Annotated in this window: 13 protein-coding genes and 1 tRNA gene; 2 read left to right on the top strand and 12 right to left on the bottom strand. The window is 63.4% G+C overall.

Annotation, left to right across the window (positions count from 1 at the left end):
- Window positions 1–985: 985 nt before the first annotated feature.
- From AC6RIC_RS17115 to AC6RIC_RS17130, 4 genes are all read right to left on the bottom strand, one after another.
- A complete protein-coding gene (locus tag AC6RIC_RS17115) occupies window positions 986–1,351 on the bottom strand; it encodes a hypothetical protein (protein WP_499733222.1) in 366 nt (121 codons plus the stop codon).
- Between the two features lie 598 nt (window positions 1,352–1,949).
- Window positions 1,950–2,468, bottom strand: coding sequence for a hypothetical protein (locus AC6RIC_RS17120; protein WP_488851678.1), 519 nt, complete (start codon window positions 2,466–2,468; stop codon window positions 1,950–1,952).
- 28 nt (window positions 2,469–2,496) lie between these two features.
- The gene (locus AC6RIC_RS17125; protein WP_488851680.1) at window positions 2,497–3,048 is read right to left on the bottom strand and encodes a thermonuclease family protein; all 552 of its coding nucleotides are present in this window, start codon (window positions 3,046–3,048) and stop codon (window positions 2,497–2,499) included.
- Window positions 3,049–3,182: 134 nt separating this feature from the next.
- Window positions 3,183–3,920, bottom strand: a complete 738-nt coding sequence (locus AC6RIC_RS17130) for a helix-turn-helix domain-containing protein (RefSeq protein ID WP_499733223.1) — start codon at window positions 3,918–3,920, stop codon at window positions 3,183–3,185.
- A gap of 282 nt (window positions 3,921–4,202) precedes the next feature.
- Here AC6RIC_RS17130 and AC6RIC_RS17135 point away from each other — a divergent pair, with 282 nt between their 5' ends.
- Complete coding sequence (locus tag AC6RIC_RS17135) at window positions 4,203–4,769, top strand: recombinase family protein (RefSeq protein ID WP_499733218.1); 567 nt, start codon at window positions 4,203–4,205, stop codon at window positions 4,767–4,769.
- A 159-nt stretch (window positions 4,770–4,928) separates the two neighbouring features.
- Here AC6RIC_RS17135 and AC6RIC_RS17140 read toward each other — a convergent pair whose 3' ends face one another.
- The 5 genes from AC6RIC_RS17140 to recJ all read right to left on the bottom strand — a co-directional run bounded on the left by AC6RIC_RS17140 (window position 4,929) and on the right by recJ (window position 13,163).
- Window positions 4,929–6,227 (bottom strand): DUF6538 domain-containing protein, encoded by a 1,299-nt coding sequence (locus AC6RIC_RS17140; RefSeq protein ID WP_488851702.1) that lies wholly within the window; start codon window positions 6,225–6,227, stop codon window positions 4,929–4,931.
- Between the two features lie 603 nt (window positions 6,228–6,830).
- Window positions 6,831–9,593 (bottom strand): DUF927 domain-containing protein, encoded by a 2,763-nt coding sequence (locus tag AC6RIC_RS17145; RefSeq protein WP_499733224.1) that lies wholly within the window; start codon window positions 9,591–9,593, stop codon window positions 6,831–6,833.
- Window positions 9,594–9,704: 111 nt separating this feature from the next.
- Window positions 9,705–10,652, bottom strand: a complete 948-nt coding sequence (locus AC6RIC_RS17150) for a hypothetical protein (protein ID WP_488851660.1) — start codon at window positions 10,650–10,652, stop codon at window positions 9,705–9,707.
- A 507-nt stretch (window positions 10,653–11,159) separates the two neighbouring features.
- A tRNA-Glu gene (locus AC6RIC_RS17155) sits at window positions 11,160–11,234 on the bottom strand.
- A 102-nt stretch (window positions 11,235–11,336) separates the two neighbouring features.
- On the bottom strand, window positions 11,337–13,163 hold the full coding sequence (recJ, locus tag AC6RIC_RS17160) for a single-stranded-DNA-specific exonuclease RecJ (protein WP_499733225.1): 1,827 nt from the start codon (window positions 13,161–13,163) through the stop codon (window positions 11,337–11,339).
- 164 nt (window positions 13,164–13,327) lie between these two features.
- On the opposite strand from recJ, the gene AC6RIC_RS17165 reads away from it, so the two are divergent.
- Window positions 13,328–13,561 (top strand): hypothetical protein, encoded by a 234-nt coding sequence (locus AC6RIC_RS17165; protein ID WP_454657390.1) that lies wholly within the window; start codon window positions 13,328–13,330, stop codon window positions 13,559–13,561.
- A gap of 66 nt (window positions 13,562–13,627) precedes the next feature.
- Here the strand turns inward: AC6RIC_RS17165 and glpX are convergent, their stop codons facing one another.
- The 3 genes from glpX to AC6RIC_RS17180 are packed head-to-tail and all read right to left on the bottom strand — an operon-like array spanning window position 13,628 to window position 16,823.
- Window positions 13,628–14,626 carry a class II fructose-bisphosphatase gene (glpX, locus tag AC6RIC_RS17170; RefSeq protein ID WP_454657391.1) on the bottom strand — a complete coding sequence of 333 codons (999 nt, stop codon included), beginning with the start codon at window positions 14,624–14,626 and terminating at the stop codon, window positions 13,628–13,630.
- Between the two features lie 41 nt (window positions 14,627–14,667).
- Complete coding sequence (locus tag AC6RIC_RS17175; RefSeq protein WP_499733226.1) at window positions 14,668–16,020, bottom strand: homoserine dehydrogenase; 1,353 nt, start codon at window positions 16,018–16,020, stop codon at window positions 14,668–14,670.
- Window positions 16,017–16,823, bottom strand: a complete 807-nt coding sequence (locus AC6RIC_RS17180; RefSeq protein WP_499733227.1) for a helix-turn-helix transcriptional regulator — start codon at window positions 16,821–16,823, stop codon at window positions 16,017–16,019. The genes AC6RIC_RS17175 and AC6RIC_RS17180 overlap by 4 nt, the downstream gene beginning before the upstream one ends.
- Between the last annotated feature and the right edge of the window lie 20 nt (window positions 16,824–16,843).

The following is a 16,843-nucleotide window of genomic DNA, read 5'->3' on the forward strand; positions in this document are numbered from 1 at the left end:
TGAGAAACTGAATGGCCTCACCAACGGCATCCCCCTGGGCATCGCGCGCCTCTGATTAATGTGCGCGCTGCTCGCGCTCCAGTTCCTCGATGCGGCGCAGCCATTCCTTCTGCGTCATTCAGCGGTCTCCAGGCTTGAGCGGAGGTCCCGGAAAAGAAGGGCCGCCGTTGTGGCGGCCAAAGTGTGGGACGGCGCGGATTGCGTCGCGCCACGTTCCGTATAACAGCCTGCTCGGCCTCTCTGAAAGGCACATCTGACGACGCTGCCGACCTGATGCTCGGCCAGGACGACGTGGGGCCTTGAGCCACAAGATCGCCCCCGGATCGCAGCACATGCGATGCGGTCGGGGCGCAGCGACCCGTTTCTCGGATATCCGAATGTCGGCGTCCTCGGATCGCGGCGGTCTTCAAATCGTGATAGAAATAATTGTACCCCGAACCGGGGTGGCGTCGAGGTCAAACTCACGTCGAAAGCCGTCTCGAACTACCCCCCGTTCGAGACGGCTTTCTTGTGCCCGAGAAGTGGCGCTGCGAACTGATCCCTGGCCGACCAGCTTCGGTTCAGGAGGATTCATTTCGCTTGCGATCGACGCCCCCGGCTTATCGCTCTTGCCCTTACGTTAGAATTGTGTAGGAGAGCCCGCGCTCAATAAGAACGACGGAACAGATGCGCGAATTTGCCATCAGATGCCCCGAGACCAGCCTGCCTGTCGCTACCGGTGAAAAAACGCATGATCGCGGAAAGGGGAAGTGCAACATTCCCCGCCTGTTGAAGGCATGTCCAGCCTGCGGCAGGTCACACGACTGGCTGGTCAGAGATGCTTGGTTGATCGAGGAAGTCACCGACGATAGGCCGCCTCAAGACGATGACCAGGAGCTTCTCTGAATACTGACGATTGCCCGTTCACACATCTGGGCTTCCAGTTCTGTGACAAGGCGAGGACGTTTCGCTGCGATTCCAGCCAGCGGCTACCGAGATGAGCGCCTTACTCGCGATACGTCCGGTGCAGCCTGGGCTTCGATCGGCCGGGCTTGGGCGCTGGCGAGGGGGGCGCGTGTCGAGATGTCGGCGGTTGGCACCAGACGGGCCGAGCTTCATCAAGTTCGTCGGCAAAAATCAGGCCGGTCGAGAGCAGCATGTCGTAAAGATCGATCAACAGCCCGAACTTGAGCCCGTTCGCCGCCGCGATTTCCCTGGCGTAGCGATTGAACAGATCGACCTCCGTTGCGGCAATCTGCCGGGCTACGATACAATCGTGCTCGTTCCGCAACGTCGGGGTTGGCGGCAAAAACTGCAACGAGCCAGTCCACCGCGCGTCGAGTTCACGCGCAGCTTGCAAATACGAGATCATGGCAAGACCTCGCTTCCAGATTGTGGGGTTTAGGTAGTCAGGCGGGCAGGCTCAGCGTGGTGTTCAGCTTGGTCGCCATCGTCATCAAGGCTACTGACGATGATCCTCCAACCAGCCGTCGTCAAGGGCATAGGGCACATCGCTCCGAGAACAGAGAATCGCCACGGCTAGAAGAGACCAGCCTGAGCGACCGCCGCCACGCCGATAGCCTACCCGTCGATGTAGGTGATAACATGATCTGGGAAACCACGCGCCCACTCGCGTGCCTCGAACTCCAACTCGGAAATCAGCAAGCGGTACTCGTCCGCGATGCCGCCAGCGCCTGCTGCGTTCGACCTCGACCAGTAGGCCGAGGCATCACAGGCCAGTTCGTAACTTCGCAGAGGTCTCGCAAAGCAGCGTCGGATGCGGCTTTCAAATGAAGGGCCGCCCGACCTTCCGGCCAGCGGAGCATCAGTCGCGCCAATCCGGCCCTCTGCTCGCGCGTCATCATGCTCCCTGCAACGCTCATGCGTTTCAGAAGTTTCCCGACAAATCCTTCGCCATCAATACCCATTCTCCTGGCTCATCCGATCCCGGAAACGGATGAAAGGGTCTTCTAGCCGCGATTGGCAAGAGGAGGAGGCTGCATCCGAAATGCTGCCCTGACCTTCGTGCTAACCTCTTTCAAGGTGGCGGACATCCGGTTGAGTTCCGACAAGCGGCCTGCCTGCTCCGGGCCGTATCGAGCAACCAGATACTCACGCTGATCATAGATTTGCCTGAGATGCGCCAGTGTCTTTACCCGGAGGCGAAGGCCCTTCTCAGTCGCCATAGCCGCCCGCTGAGCCAGATCGTGCTGGAGCCCACGCACCTGCTTATGATCGCTGCCGTGGAAGATGAGGAAGGCGTTCAGATATATCTCGACGGCATGAATCGCACACAGGCGCGCCGGGGCGGAGGACAGCGAGCTTTTGCGGCTAACCTGAGAAAGCAGCGAATGGGCCACTGCGAGATACTCGTCAGCCAAGCCAATGAACTGTTCAACCGTCGCTTCACTGCCCGGATAGGCGGCGCGCTCCGTGGTGGAGGCTGATGGCGGCGGCTTTGTCGGAGTGTCGGCGCTGAGGGCGGTCACCGGCTTGTTCTCTTCGTCGTCACCATCATCAACACCAGGGTCGGCGTCGGCCCTGCCATGGCCGAGCCAATCCCTCGGCTACCAGGATTTGGCCCACGGAGCGCCCGTTCTGGTAAACCACGCGCAGAAGGCGGCCATACTGATCCCGATCTCGCGACCCATAGCCTTCGAGCGAGAAAGACGCTTCAGACAGTAGCTCAGCCAAACGGTACTTTGCCCGATCGCCCAACGCCCTTTCACTCGCGCACTTGGCCTGCTCAGTTTCTGGGGCGTCGATGTCGGCAATTCTGATTTTTTCGGCTCGGTACCAGAATGTGTCTCCGTCAACGACGCAGTCGCCGGTCGCGCGTCCGCACATCCTGAACGACACCTGCTGGGTTTCGCTGAGCGATCGCGAACCTGGGCGGACAACGACCACCTGAGGTTCCGCAGGTAGAAATTCTCTTCGGATATGATTCACCCGCTCTGGCGAAGGCGTCAGCAGCCCGAGCCCCGCTCCCAGAGCGATGATGAACGAGCATCCGCACACCACGGCCCATTGAACCGCGCTCATCCCGGCAATGTCTCGTCGTAACGACATGCGCAGCCCCTCAACAGCGACACTGCCATCGACGATCTAAGGATTGGCAAACTTCTGCGCCGCAAATGGAGCGATGCCGCAGGTTTTTCGCGAAACTGCTGGCGGAAGCCAAGGCTCCGCCGCAAGTCGGTCGCCTAGTCCGCCGATACCGCCACTGAAACCTCAAACCCGGAAAGCTGTTCAAGCCTTCCAACGTTGAGCAGCCGCACGCCCTCTGGAACCGGCAAGATGATCCCCTCTCGCGCAAATCGGGCCAACGTGCGGCTGACCGTTTCCATTGTAACCCCGAGATAGTCCGCGATATCGCGACGAGACATCGGCAAATGCACTGTTATCGATTGCCTACCCACCCGCGCCCACCGTTCGCGCATCCTGAGAAGAAAACATGCAATCTTCTCTTCCGAGCGTCGGCGTCCGAGCAGCAGTATGTGTTCCTCGGCCTCCGCCAGTTGGGCCTGGGCGAGTTCGTAAAGGCGAGCCAACACCTCTGATTGCCCGGCGAACGAGATGTTGAGACCTTCACGTCGGAAGGAATGGGCTCTCACCGCATCGATCGCGTCCGCCGAAAAGCTCAGTTCATTTCCTAGAGAAGGAACGATCCAGTCTCCCGGTATCGAAAATCCGAGGATTTGGCGGCGACCATCCATGAGGGTCTTGTATCTTCTCACCACCCCAGCAGAGATCAAGAGCACATGTTGATTAGGTTTTCCTGCCTTGAACATGATCTCATTGGGCTCGAAAGATTTTTCACATGCAAGGTGTGGCCAGCGGGCCAAGGTTGTCTTAAGCGGCTTCGGCGAATCTAGCGGCTCATCGACCAAGCTATATGCCGTCGAAATCTCAGAAATTCGCTTTGTATTTACGCTAGTCATCGCGATCTCTCCGAATCTCATGACGATAGCGTCGGTCAATGTGTCGGGAAACCCTGCATTTCCTGGGCTGGCGACGATCCCCGATCGTGGCGTCGAGCGTAGCCGGAACCATCCCCTTCCGACCCTCGTCACGCCCCTCATCTCGCAAACGGTCGTTTCCGCGAGGCACGTGATGTGGGCGAGATCGTCGGGGATTCTGCTGACGACGGTGTCGCACAATTCGATTGCAAAACCTCTTTCTCATGAGAACCTCCTCGCGATGAGTTTTGCGAGGGAGGCTGGATGCAGATCGGGTACGCGCGATGTTCACAAGCGTCGCAGGACCATGCCTTGCAGATCGACGCGCTGACGGCAGCCGGATGCGAGAAGCTTTACATCGAGACGGCGAGCGGCCTGAAGACTGACCGCCCCGAACTGAAGAAGCTGCTCGACCATGCCCGCCCAGGCGACGTGATCACGATCTACTCGTTGTCGCGGTTGGCGAGGTCGATCCGGCACCTGCTCGATGTCGCCGAAGACCTGCGGGCGAGAGAGATCGGCCTGAAGAGCATCACTGAGGGCTTCGACACGACCAGCCCAGCGGGCCGCTTCATGTTCAACGTTCTCGGGGCCTTGGGCCAGATGGAGGTCGAGCTTCTCCGCGAGCGTACCCAGGCCGGTCTTCGCGCAGCCCGTGCACGCGGAAGAGTCGGAGGACGCCCCAAGGCATTGGACACGGTGAAGCTGACCGTCGTGAAGACGCTCATGACCGAGGGCACGCTGACGGTCGCCGAGATCGCCGAGCACGTTCAGGTCGCGCCCAGCACGATCTACAGGGCGCTCAAGGGCGGGCGGAGCGCGCTGGCCTGACGGTCCGGGAGATCGTCCCGGACACGAGCGAGAACGGTGAGGAGACCGTGGCCGCGTAGGGCAACGTGATGTGGGTGAGCGAGAACATGTTGAGCATGACCATGGTGACCATGCCCTTTTCGGTCTTCGTGCACGAGAGTCAGTCAAAAACGACCCCTCTCAGACCGCGATCGGGGAACAGACCTGTTTCAGGAATGGGAAGTCGATCTGGTCGATGTGCCGCTTCAGCAGCGCAACATCGTCCCGGAGCATCAGGTAGTGCTCCTCCGACACGTCAGCCGGTTTATGGCCGGTGATCGCATTGATCGAAGGCTTGGGTACCCCGATCACATAGGCGGCGTGCTCGAAGGTCTTGCGCAACGAATGCACCGTCAGCCGCCGATCCCGCCCCAGAGCCTCGTCGATCGTCCTGTTCAGCTTCATGCTGATCGCCCCGCTCCAGCGCTCGGCGGAAGGACGATACCGAAGCTCGGGGAACAGCCGATCAGGAGAGCGGCTAACCAGATCGAGGATGCCGAGGTCGAGCAGGTCGCGGTGAAGCGGAATGTACCGGCGATTGTGAGCGCTCTTCACCTGCGCGTCGTGCAGGTCGATCACATCGACGCCATCGCGGCGGACGAACCACTCGCTGCGAAGCTGAGCCATCTCCTCCAGGCGAGCCCCGGTCAGGAGGAGTAATCGGGGAAGCCACAGCACCGCCCCGTCCTCGCGCTCGGTTCGGCCAAAGAACCGGGCCAGTTGATCATGATCGAGCCGGGAGTAGCTGCGCCGGGCTGCTGCGATCGCCGATCTGTCCGGGCCGAGGCCCCTGAACGGGTTGGCCGGGATCAGATCAGCCGCGACGGCGGCATTGCAGACCGTCGAGAGCGCAATGACGATCTTCTTCTTCGTGCCGATCGAGCCCACCTCCAGCCCGCGCACGAACTTCTCCGCCTCCCTCCGCGAGATGTTGGTGATGGCGAGGTCACTGGAAGAAGCCACGAAGAGCGCGATCGCCTTCTCCATGTCCAGCCGAGCCCTACGGCGCGGCGGTGCTCCCTTTCGATCTTCTCGCCGGGGCAGGTACACCTCCTTGTACACGCGGTGCAGGGTCATCGCGTTCTTCTTCGGCTTCGCCACGCCCGCACCAGCACGCTTCGAGACCACCGGCTTCTGGCCGCTGTTCGGAATGATGATCCGATCCTGCTGGTACATGGTCGGGACGAACTGCCAGGGCAGGATCGACCCGGACCGAATGGCCGAGATCATGTCGCTGACATCAGCGGCAGCCCGCAGGGCTCGGCTTCGGGCGGTCAGGGGATCACGCGTCTTCAGCGAGAAGCTCACCGTCCGTCGCGCATTGGCGACTTCGGCAGCAGCGAGCCTCGCGAACACGTCGGCAGGAAGTTGGAGGCGGAACCGGAAAATACCTCCCTTGACCGAGCATCTCGTGAAGGGAACCAGTCCAAAACGCCCCATCCTCGATCGCGGCCTCACCACCTTCTCCGGCCCGCTTCACAGGCCGATCTGCTCCGAAACAGCGAAAACGCTACCCCGGATCAGGAAACCCGCAATCAAAAGAACGGGTTCGTTAGAGGTCCAAAAACGGGCCAGAGGGGTCCCGTAGACCGCGCCAGCCCTTGATTTTCCTCGATAATTTGCCGTTTTTAGGACTACTGGAAACCGGCTTTAGGACCGGTTTTTAGGACCGCTTTCGCGCGGCACGAATCCAGCCTGGAGGCACGGTCGCCGGGAGCATGCGGCGCGACGATGTTGTTGACGTTGTCCTGGTCGAGGACATGGTCATCGGCATGATCGACGAGGGGTGAGCGCGGGCTGCGTTCGCTATTCGCACGACCAAGCACCGCCTCCGCGTTCCTGCCGCAAGGGGGTGCCCAAGTTCCCAGGTTCCCAGAGGGATTTCGCCCCCCTTTTCGCGACAATCTCCCGCAGGCTGCGATCTCGCGCCGGTATGCCAAAACTGCTTGGGAACTCGGGAACCTGGGAACCGCCACTGCTATCACCTTGAAAAACAAGGACATGGCGGTTCCCAAGGCTCCCGGCAGCGATTGGGAACCGTGATCAGTCTTCGATGATGGTGGGCCTGACCCAAACAACGCGGATTTTCTGCCCGCCGATACTCATGCGGAATGTCAGACGCCCCTCATTCGTTTCCAAGAGATTGGCGCGATTGAGGGCTTCCAAAGCCCTCCTGGGATCGATCATTGCCCCTTTGAATACTTCCTGATCCCAAAGGTCCTTGTGAAAGAGATAGGCAGAGCCTGTTTGAGTTTCTCGACGCCACCCGATGCGATCCCGAATGACCTCGTTGGGGACATCGCTGGGCGCGAACCGCGTCATGCCATGAGAGAGGACAAAGCGCCTGACGTGTTTGATCGCGGCCTCGTCTTCCCCAGCACCAGAATGGCCGCGAGCCGAGAGCCAAACGGCGAAGCATTTACCGGCTGCGCGCAGCGCCTCATCTTTGGGCCAGGGCAAAATTCCCAGCGCCGTGGCGAGTTCGCCAGCGGCAGCGATGAGGCTGAAGCGCCCGGCCACGGATTCGACCTGTCCATCTGCACCCGGAGGAACATTCGCTTCGCGGAACTGCTGGCGGAAACCCTCGACGAGATCACGCAATTCGGTATCTCCGTTCGCACGAAGGTGGGAGACATCTTCAAGGAATTTCCGAATTGCTACGCCATAGTGGCGACCTGACGCCTCCCTGAGATGATCTGCGAGTGCTGCTGGCGATGCCTTGTCATGAAGATGCTCAAACGCACCCAGACCAACCCCGGCATCCGCCTCTACGTTGACGAGGCGAACGTGCAGACCCGTAGCCATAGAGCGGTTCGCTTCATTCATCTTGCTTTCGAGGCCGATCTCACCGGTCGAGAGCATGATGGCTCGCCAGGATACGCGCTCTCGCGCGCCGCCATGCACATTGGCCCGCTGCTTTCCTCCTTCGTTAGCCAACATGTAGATGGCGTCTCCAGCTTCCTTTCCGTTCGCCTGACCGATCTCGTCGAGAAGTATTACGCCATCACTGGAAGCTTTCGCGATCGCTTCGAGACCGTTCGAGGTAGCGCGCCACTGCATTACCTTACGAGTTCCCTTGCCCCAGACAGACGCAGCGGCAAAAAGGGATGTTGATTTACCTGATCGGCTTTTTCCGACAAGATGTATTCCGCCGCTAGGTTCTGCATTTACGTTCAATAGAGTTCCCGCGAATGCAGCAGACATAAAGAAGGCTACTCGGGAATTATTCACGGCATATTGAGCTACCTGATCTTGCCATTCATCCAGGGTGCCAGCCTGACCGACTTCATCGCCGACACGTCGTGATTGGGGATCGAGAATGACGTTATGTTCCGTTGGGCCGAAGACTTCCCCCGTTGGCAGCGCGTACACATAACCTGCGTCGTCTTGGTGCCACCCGGTTGTAGGCACCAACCGCAGCTTGCGATCTGTATGGAGCCCCTGGAAGAACTTACGTAGAAGCCGTGAATCTCCGCATCGAAGACCACCATCCTCCAGCATAGCCGCGATCGAGGAGCCACCATCTGGCGACGGAAGCTGCCGTCGCGCGACGATAGCCTCGTGTGGCACACTGCTATTGTCTGTCCATCCGACTACAACACCCCAGCCGTAACTGTTCGTGTCGCGGCATTCGCCGATGATTTTCAGCGGCCCGCACACCCACCTTTCCTCTGCGTCTCCCTCCTTCTTTGGGTGCGGATCGACAAACCAGACACCATCGCTGGCCAGGGAGAAGCCCTGCGGTAATCTCATTTCGAGCCGTGACTGCGTTGCGACGGAAGCGTTGTCCCGGAGGCGCTCGGATGGCTGCCAATCGGGACGAGCCTGCCGCGCCAGAAAAAACAAGGTACCGGCACCGATGTTGGACGGAGGCGACCGGCGCATTTCCTCCCACGCCTGCTGAGTCTTCCGGGCGTCATAGGCTGGATTCTTGCGGCTCCAGCTATCGAACGCATCGAACCCATCCCAGGACCCGCCTGTTGCCGCATACGCCGCAAGGCCGATGCGCTTCCAGTCATTCCAGTCGGCGGGACCGTCGTTCGGGATCACGTTGAGCGCGCGGGCCACGTCGGACGGCTCTGCTTCTGCTCCGTGGTGCTGCATGCGCGGCGGGTGCACGCTGGTCTCGTCGAGGCTCATCTGCCGAGTCTGGGTCGTTGCCCCAATCAGTTCACCCGCAGCATCGAGGAAACGCTCGACCTGCTCTTCGGTAACTGGAGCAAGGTCGGCGAGGACCACGCCGGTCCCCGGACCCATGTTGTTTTCCCATTGGATAGCGACGCCGGTCTCATGCAGGCCATAAGCGACCATCTGATTCCCCCAGCCGAGCACTTCGATTTTCATGCTCGCTCCCGCAGTCTTGCTGTCGTGCGAGGCCCCGGTCCGGTGAAGTTTACGCGGCTCTCCTTCTGCCGCACGGTATAGGATGGTGCACTTGACGCTGTTCGAACGCGTCTTCACCGGTCCGGGACCCAGCATGTCCAGGGCCAGCATCCGAATTCGAGCGGCAGTAGCCTCATCCTCTACATCAATGTCGAGGGGCCGGAGGCCGTCACACAGGAGACCGGTGTTGAGGGCCGCCGGAGAGACGGGGGCCTCGACAGCATACGGAGGGTTTTGCCGCGCCAGGACTTGCCAGTTTGCACCGTCCGGGCGTTTCCCCGGCGACGGACCGGAATCATCCGCGTTACGGACAGGGATCGGGCGGAATTCAGCCGTCCACATCTGCTTTCGCAAGCGGGCAACTTCATCTGTCGTTCCGCCCTGGTCGAAAGGCCAGTTCTTGTCTTCGTGTTCGAGTTCCATGATCTACCTCGTCGCTAGGTGCCGATTGCGGCCCAAGTTGCGACGAAGTTTTGCGAAACGGCTGGCCGGTGCTGGAAGGCCGGACACCAGTGTCCGCCTGCCGTGCACTGGTTATCCCAGATCGGACTTCTTCAAGGTTGCCGTCTCATGCCCACGAATGATCGCGATCTCGGATGCTTGAAGCGGGGGCAGTGGCGGGCTCTGCGGTGGAAGGCCCGTATCGAGGCGAAAAATGGAATGCGGTGCGAGAAGCGGGCGAGCCGCGCCGGACGGAACAAGCGTCGTCATGAGATCGGCAAGCCAGTTGCTGTAGGAGGACAATTTCGCCAATCTCAGAGGATCGCTCAAAGCATCGAAAATCCGTTCCGCCATCTCAGGCCCATCAAACGACAGGCCATCGGAAGGCCATTGGAAGCCACCAGCGATTATCGCCGCTGCCCACAATGGCGCGACCGGCGACCACTGTTTCCAATGCTTTTTCAGTATCCTCTCCTGGCCGAATCCCGAGGGCGTGACCTTTGCTTTGACCTGAAGCTTCACGCCCTCTAGCAGCGTGATTGCTTTTCCAAGCGAGGGGCTCGTCTCCAGGTCTTTGCTGGCTGCCATTCGCGCGATCGCCAAAACCAAGAGTGCCGATGCGAGCGCTCCGTGCTGCATTGCGTGCGCCATCTGTCTCTCGATCTCGGTCATGCCCGGTGCTTCCGCTACACCGCGATATCCGCCGTTTGGAAGAAAGAGGCGTTCCCTCACGTCCCGAACTACATTTGCAGCATTCTCAATGAATGCGATGCCGCCTAGTGACGGCCAATGCTGAAGTCGCGCGTGGCCTGCGAATCCACCATGGCGTTGCAGGCCGAGTGAAATTTCAGGCGGCGGATATATCGGGTTCGCGGCTGCGTCGGTGCTGAAGCCTTCGCCCCGGTGGATGACTTCGGCGGCGAAGGAGACGAGTGTCTCGGCACGCTTTCCCGTCTCGGGCCAGCACATTATCGCCAGCAGTTCCAGGCCGCTCGTCAGGCCCGTGGGTGTGAAGCTGATTGTTCTACTGGTGTTAGCCATGAGGCATTCCTACGCTGCCTCGCCTTTCCAATTCATTCCGGTGAACGCGCGGGAAGACTGATCACGGTTCCCAATCGCTGCCGGGAGCCTTGGGAACCGCCATGTCCTTGTTTTTCAAGGTGATAGCAGTGGCGGTTCCCAGGTTCCCGAGTTCCCAAGCAGTTTTGGCATACCGGCGCGAGATCGCAGCCTGCGGGAGATTGTCGCGAAAAGGGGGGCGAAATCCCTCTGGGAACCTGGGAACTTGGGCACCCCCTTGCGGCAGGAACGCGGAGGCGGTGCTTGGTCGTGCGAATAGCGAACGCAGCCCGCGCTCACCCCTCGTCGATCATGCCGATGACCATGTCCTCGACCAGGACAACGTCAACAACATCGTCGCGCCGCATGCTCCCGGCGACCGTGCCTCCAGGCTGGATTCGTGCCGCGCGAAAGCGGTCCTAAAAACCGGTCCTAAAGCCGGTTTCCAGTAGTCCTAAAAACGGCAAATTATCGAGGAAAATCAAGGGCTGGCGCGGTCTACGGGAGTCGAACCCGTCTCCCCAGCGTGAAAGGCTGGTGTCCTAACCGATAGACGAAGACCGCTTTGCCGCGAACCGCTGGGGTTCGTGCCGAAGCGGGGCGAGGTATAGTGGCAGGCTTCCCGCTCCGCAAGCACCCGTTCACAAGAAAATAGCCGGCAGCGCGTCAGACCGGGCGCGCGAGATCGAGGATGCGCAGTTCCGCCGTCTCCCGGCCGCCCCAGCGATTGAGCGAGAGCGTCGCCGCGAGGTGCACGATCTCGCCACGCGCGGCGAACAGAGCCTGGCCAAGCGGCTCCTGCGCCGCCCGGAAGGCGATGCCCCCGATACTGGCGCCGTCGCCGGAACGCAGCTTGATGCGGACATGGCCGCCAGTACCGATCTCGATCGCGTCGGTCAGGCGATGCGCCGGGAAGACGAAGACCGGCTCCGGACTGCCGGAACCAAAAGGGCCGGCCTTGTCGATCTCGGCGAGAAGACGAGGCGTCGCACCGCCCGCGCTGAGCGCTGCGTCAATCAGCAGCGCCTCGGCATCGCCGGCCGCCTCGACCTCGCGCTGAAGATGCGCGTTGAGGAAAGCGTGGAAGGCACCAGCCTGGCCGGACGCCAGCGTCACGCCCGCCGCCATGGCATGGCCGCCGCCCTTGACCGCATGCCCTGCCTCGACGGCCGCGCGTACCGCGCGGCCGAGGTCGACGCCTGCGACGGAGCGGCCGGAGCCGGTCGCGCCCCCCTCCCCGTTCAGCGCCAGTGCGAAGGCTGGACGGCGGAAGCGCTCCTTCAGCCGGGCCGCGACAAGGCCGACGATGCCGGGGTGCCAGTCGGCGCTGCCAGCGAGCAGGACCGGCAGCTCGGCCGTGCCGGCGAGCTCGTGCTCGGCCTGCGAGACCGCTTCCAGCACGGCGAGGCGCTCGATCTCCTGCCGCTCCTGATTGAGGCGGTTGAGCTCGGTCGCGATGGTGCGCGCCTCGACCTCGTCATCGGTCAGCAGCAGGCGCGCGCCCAGCGCGGCATCACCGATGCGCCCGCCGGCATTGATGCGCGGGCCGAGCAGGAAGCCGAGATGCCAAGGCTGTATCGGCCCGTCGAGGCCGGAGACGTCCATCAGCGCGGCGAGGCCCGGCCGCGCCCGGCTGCGCATCATCGCCAATCCCTGTCGGACGAAGGCGCGGTTGAGCCCCTGCAAGGGCACGACGTCGGCAACCGTCGCGAGCGCGACGAGATCCAGCATCGCCAGCAGGTCGGGTTCTCCACCACGCGCCGCCCAATGGCCATGCCGGCGTAGGGTCCGGCTCGTGGCGACCAGTGACAGGAAGACGACGCCAGCGGCGCAGAGGTGGCCGAGACCGGACAGGTCGTCCTGCCGGTTCGGATTGACCAGCGCCTCGACGGTGGGCAGCCGCTCCGGCGCCTGGTGGTGGTCGAGCACGACGACATCGAGACCGAGACGGCGCGCCTCCGCCAAAGGCTCCTCGCTGGTCGTGCCGCAATCGACCGTGACGAGCAGGGTCGCGCCCTCGCCCGCCAGCATGCGGATCGCCTCGCAATTGGGACCGTAGCCTTCGATCAGCCGGTCGGGGATGTGGATGCGCGGGCGTGCCCCGCCCTGCGTCAGGAAGCCCGCGAGCAGCGCCGAGGAACAAGCGCCGTCGACGTCGTAGTCCCCGAAGATCGCGACGCGCTCGCCGCGCATCGCCGCCTGTGCCAACCGGGCAGCGGCGGGTTCCATGTCCGTGAGGATGGCCGGGTCCGGCAGCAGGTCGCGCAGCTTCGGCTCGAGAAAGAGCGCGGCCTCGGCCGGCTCGACGCCGCGCGAGGCGAGCAGGCGCGAGAGGATGTCGGAGAGCCCTTCGCGCTGGGAGAGCGCCTCGGCCCGGCCGAGGCCCGCCGTATCGAGGCGATCGCGCCAGGGACGGCCAAGGGCGGAACGGGTCACGCCGAGAAAAACACGGGACTGCTGCACCAGACTCATCGTGCCAACGGCGTCGCCCATAGCGGGCGCGAGGTCAACCGGCGTCGAGCTTGGCCGGGCCCGGCAGCCCCGCCATACTGCATGCAAGCGCCCGGCAAAGCGCGCCTCACACCCCCGATCCCGCGCATGGACCATCGATCGCGGTCAGGCTCACCATCCTGACGCGGAAATCACCGGGCGCGTTGATGACGAACCTGTCGTCGCGTGGGCCGGACGATGGAGGCGAGCCGGGGCTCTATGCCGCCGGCCTCGGCTGCGGCGTGGATGGCTACCGGGCGCAGGAAGGCACCCTCCTTCGGCGGCTGCACCTTCTCGGGCCGCATCGCCGGACGAGCGGCGGCGGGGGCTGTGATTTGATTTCCTCTCACGTCATCCCGGACAAGCCGCGTCAGCGGCACCGATCCGGAATCCATGCCTGAACCGTTCCGGCATGGATCCCGGGCCTTCGCTTCGCTACGCCCGGGATGACCGTGTGAGCAAAGTACTCAGTCGAGCTGGAACTTCGAGAGCTCGCGATGCTCGCCATAGATGCGGCGGACGGTGCCGGTGATCGAGCGGTAGACCAGCGTCTCGGTCTCGATCACGTCCTTGCCGAAGCGCACGCCCGACAGCATGCCGCCATCGGTGACGCCCGTGGCGCAGACGATGACGTCGCCCGAGGCCATTTCCGACATGTCGTATTTCTTGTTGGGGTCCGTGACGCCCATGCCGGCCGCACGCACGCGCTTCTCCTCGGTGTCGAGGATGAGGCGGCCCTGCATCTGGCCGCCGACGCAGCGCAGCGCCGCAGCAGCCAGAACGCCTTCAGGGGCACCGCCGATGCCGAGATAGAGGTCGATGCCGGTCTTCTCGGGCTGGGTGCAGAAGATCACGCCGGCGACGTCGCCGTCGGTGATCAGGCGGATCGAGCAGCCGGTCTTGCGCACTTCCTCGATCAGCTTGGCATGGCGCGGGCGGTCCATGATCAGCGTCGAGATCTCGCTCGGCTTCACGCCCTTGGCCTTGGCCAGCGCATTGATGTTGTCGGCCGGCGAGGCATCGAGATCGATGACGCCCTGCGGATAGCCCGGGCCGATCGCGATCTTGTCCATGTAGACGTCAGGGGCATAGAGCAGGCTGCCGGCGCCGGCCATCGCCATCACGGCGATCGAGCCGGGCATGTCCTTGGCGCAGAGCGTGGTGCCCTCGAGCGGATCGACCGCGATATGCACCTTCGGGCCCTGCTTGTTGCCGACCTTCTCGCCGATGAAGAGCATCGGCGCCTCGTCGCGCTCGCCCTCGCCGATGACGATCTCGCCGTCGATCGGCAGGCGGTTCAGTTCACGGCGCATCGCGTCGACCGCGGCCTGGTCGGCCGCCTTCTCGTTGCCATGGCCGCGCCAGCGGGCGGCGGAGACGGCGGCGCGCTCGGTGACGCGCACGAGCTCCATCGAGAGATAGCGCTCGATGATCTGGTCGGGGGAGATGCGGAGATCGACGGACATGAAAAGAGTCCCCTTGCAATGAGTTTGGCAGGTATGGCCGGTCAGGCCTGTTCCCGCTCTATGCGGATGACTTGCGGCGGTTCCGCGACATGGCCGTCGGCGGTGACCTTTTCGAGCGCGGCGCGGATCGTGGTTTCGCTCGTGGCATAGGTGATGAGCACGACCGGAACCGGCGCGCCCGAGCGGCCGCCGGGATCGCGCGTCGCGGCCTCGGGCGAGCGGCGCTGGACGATGCTCTCCAGCGAAATATCGGCTTCGGCCATCCGGGTCGCGATGGCGGCAGCGGCGCCGGGGCGATCGGCGACCGCGAGACGGACATAGTAGCCGCCCTCATGGCGCTGCATCGGGGCGCGCTTCGCCTCTTCCAGGCGGGAGACGGGCAGGCCGAAGGGCAGGCCGGCGGTGCCGCGCGCGACGTCGGCGATATCGGCGACGACGGCCGAGGCCGTCGGGTCGCCGCCGGCGCCGGGGCCGACCAGCGTGATCTCGCGGACGGCGTCGGCATCGACGCTGACGGCATTGAGCACGCCCATGACCTGCGCGATCGGGGAGGATTTCGGCACCATGGTCGGGTGCACGCGCTGCTCGATGCCGGTCTTGGTGCGCTCGGCGACGCCAAGCAGCTTGATGCGATAGCCGAGATCGTCGGCCATCTTGAGGTCGAGCGGCGTGATCGCGGAAATGCCTTCGACATGAATCGCTTCGGCGTCGATCTTCGTACCGAAGGCGAGGCTCGTCAGGATCGCGAGTTTATGGGCGGTGTCGAAGCCTTCGACGTCGAAAGTGGGGTCCGCTTCGGCGTAACCGAGGCGCTGGGCGTCCTTCAGGCAGGCCTCGAAGGTCAGGCCCTCCTGCTCCATGCGCGAGAGGATGTAATTGCAGGTGCCGTTGAGGATGCCGGAGATGCGGCTGACATTGTTGCCGGCCAGCGCCTCGCGCAGGGTCTTCACGATCGGGATGCCACCGGCCGAGGAGGACTCGAAGGCGAGCGCCACGCCCTTGCTCTCGGCGAGGTCCGCGAGCGCGACGCCGTGCGCGGCCAGCAGCGCCTTGTTGGCGGTGACGACATGCTTGCCGGCCGACAGGGCCGCCTCGACGGCCGCCTTGGCCGGGCCGTCCGAGCCACCGATCAATTCGACGAAGCAGTCGATCTCGTCCGACTTCGCCAGCGCGACCGGATCGTCGAACCAGGAGAGCCCGCCGAGATCGATGCCGCGATCGCGATTGCGGTCGCGCGCCGAGACGGCGGTGACGCGGATCGTTCGGCCGCAGCGCGCCGCCAGCGCGTTTTCCTGTCGACGCAGGATGCGCAATGTGGAGGCGCCGACCGTGCCGAGGCCGGCAAGTCCGATGCGCAGGGGCTGGGAGGCAGGCGAAAGGGGCACGCTGGTCATGCGCGCGGCGTCGCATGAGGCGGGTTTCGTGTCAACGAGGAAGCACCGCCGCGCCCGCCAGATGCCCGCGCGGCCACAGGAGCGCTGCCATAATGGCGCGCATAGGCGCGGGAGAAGGCGGCAGCGCTGCCGTAACCGACCTGCCGCGCGACCGTCTTGATCAACCCGCCGCGCGCAAGTGCCCGGCGCCCCAACGCGAGGCGCCAGCCGTTGAGATAGGAGATCGGCGGCACCCCGACGATCTCCGCGAAGAGCGTCATGAAGCGCGTACGGGACAGACCGACAAGTCCGGCAAGATCGCCAGCCTGCCAGTTGCGCTGCGGCTGCTCGTGAATCGCGACGAGAGCGGGATAGATGTTGGGGTGCGCGAGCCCCGCCAGCAGGCCGGCATCGGCGGCCCCCGCCTCGATCGCATGCCGCAGGACCATGAGCAGGGCGAGGCGGCCGAGATAGTCGACCGCGAGCGGCGCGCCGCAGCGCCCCGCCTCCAGCTCCGTCACGAAGCCTTCGGCCACGGTCGACAATGCCGTGCCCGGCAGCAGCGGGACGAGCAGCGGATCGGGTACGGCCCGCATCAGGGGATTGGCGCTGCTCTCGAAATCGATATGCGCCGCGGCGCGTGTTGCGGTGAGGACGTCATGGGCACGGGTGCCGAGAGCGATGGCGGGCACCCCGCCGGCAGCAAGACCGATCACCATGTTCGCGCGCTCGCCCCCCGCCGGACGGAGCGGAACGACAGTGAGCGAGAACAGGCGAAAGAACACGGACAGCCGATCGCGCGGCGACCCTGAACCTTCGATCATGTTTTCTGAACCATCCATGA

It is taken from the genome of Allobosea sp. TBD101 (genome assembly GCF_059817965.1).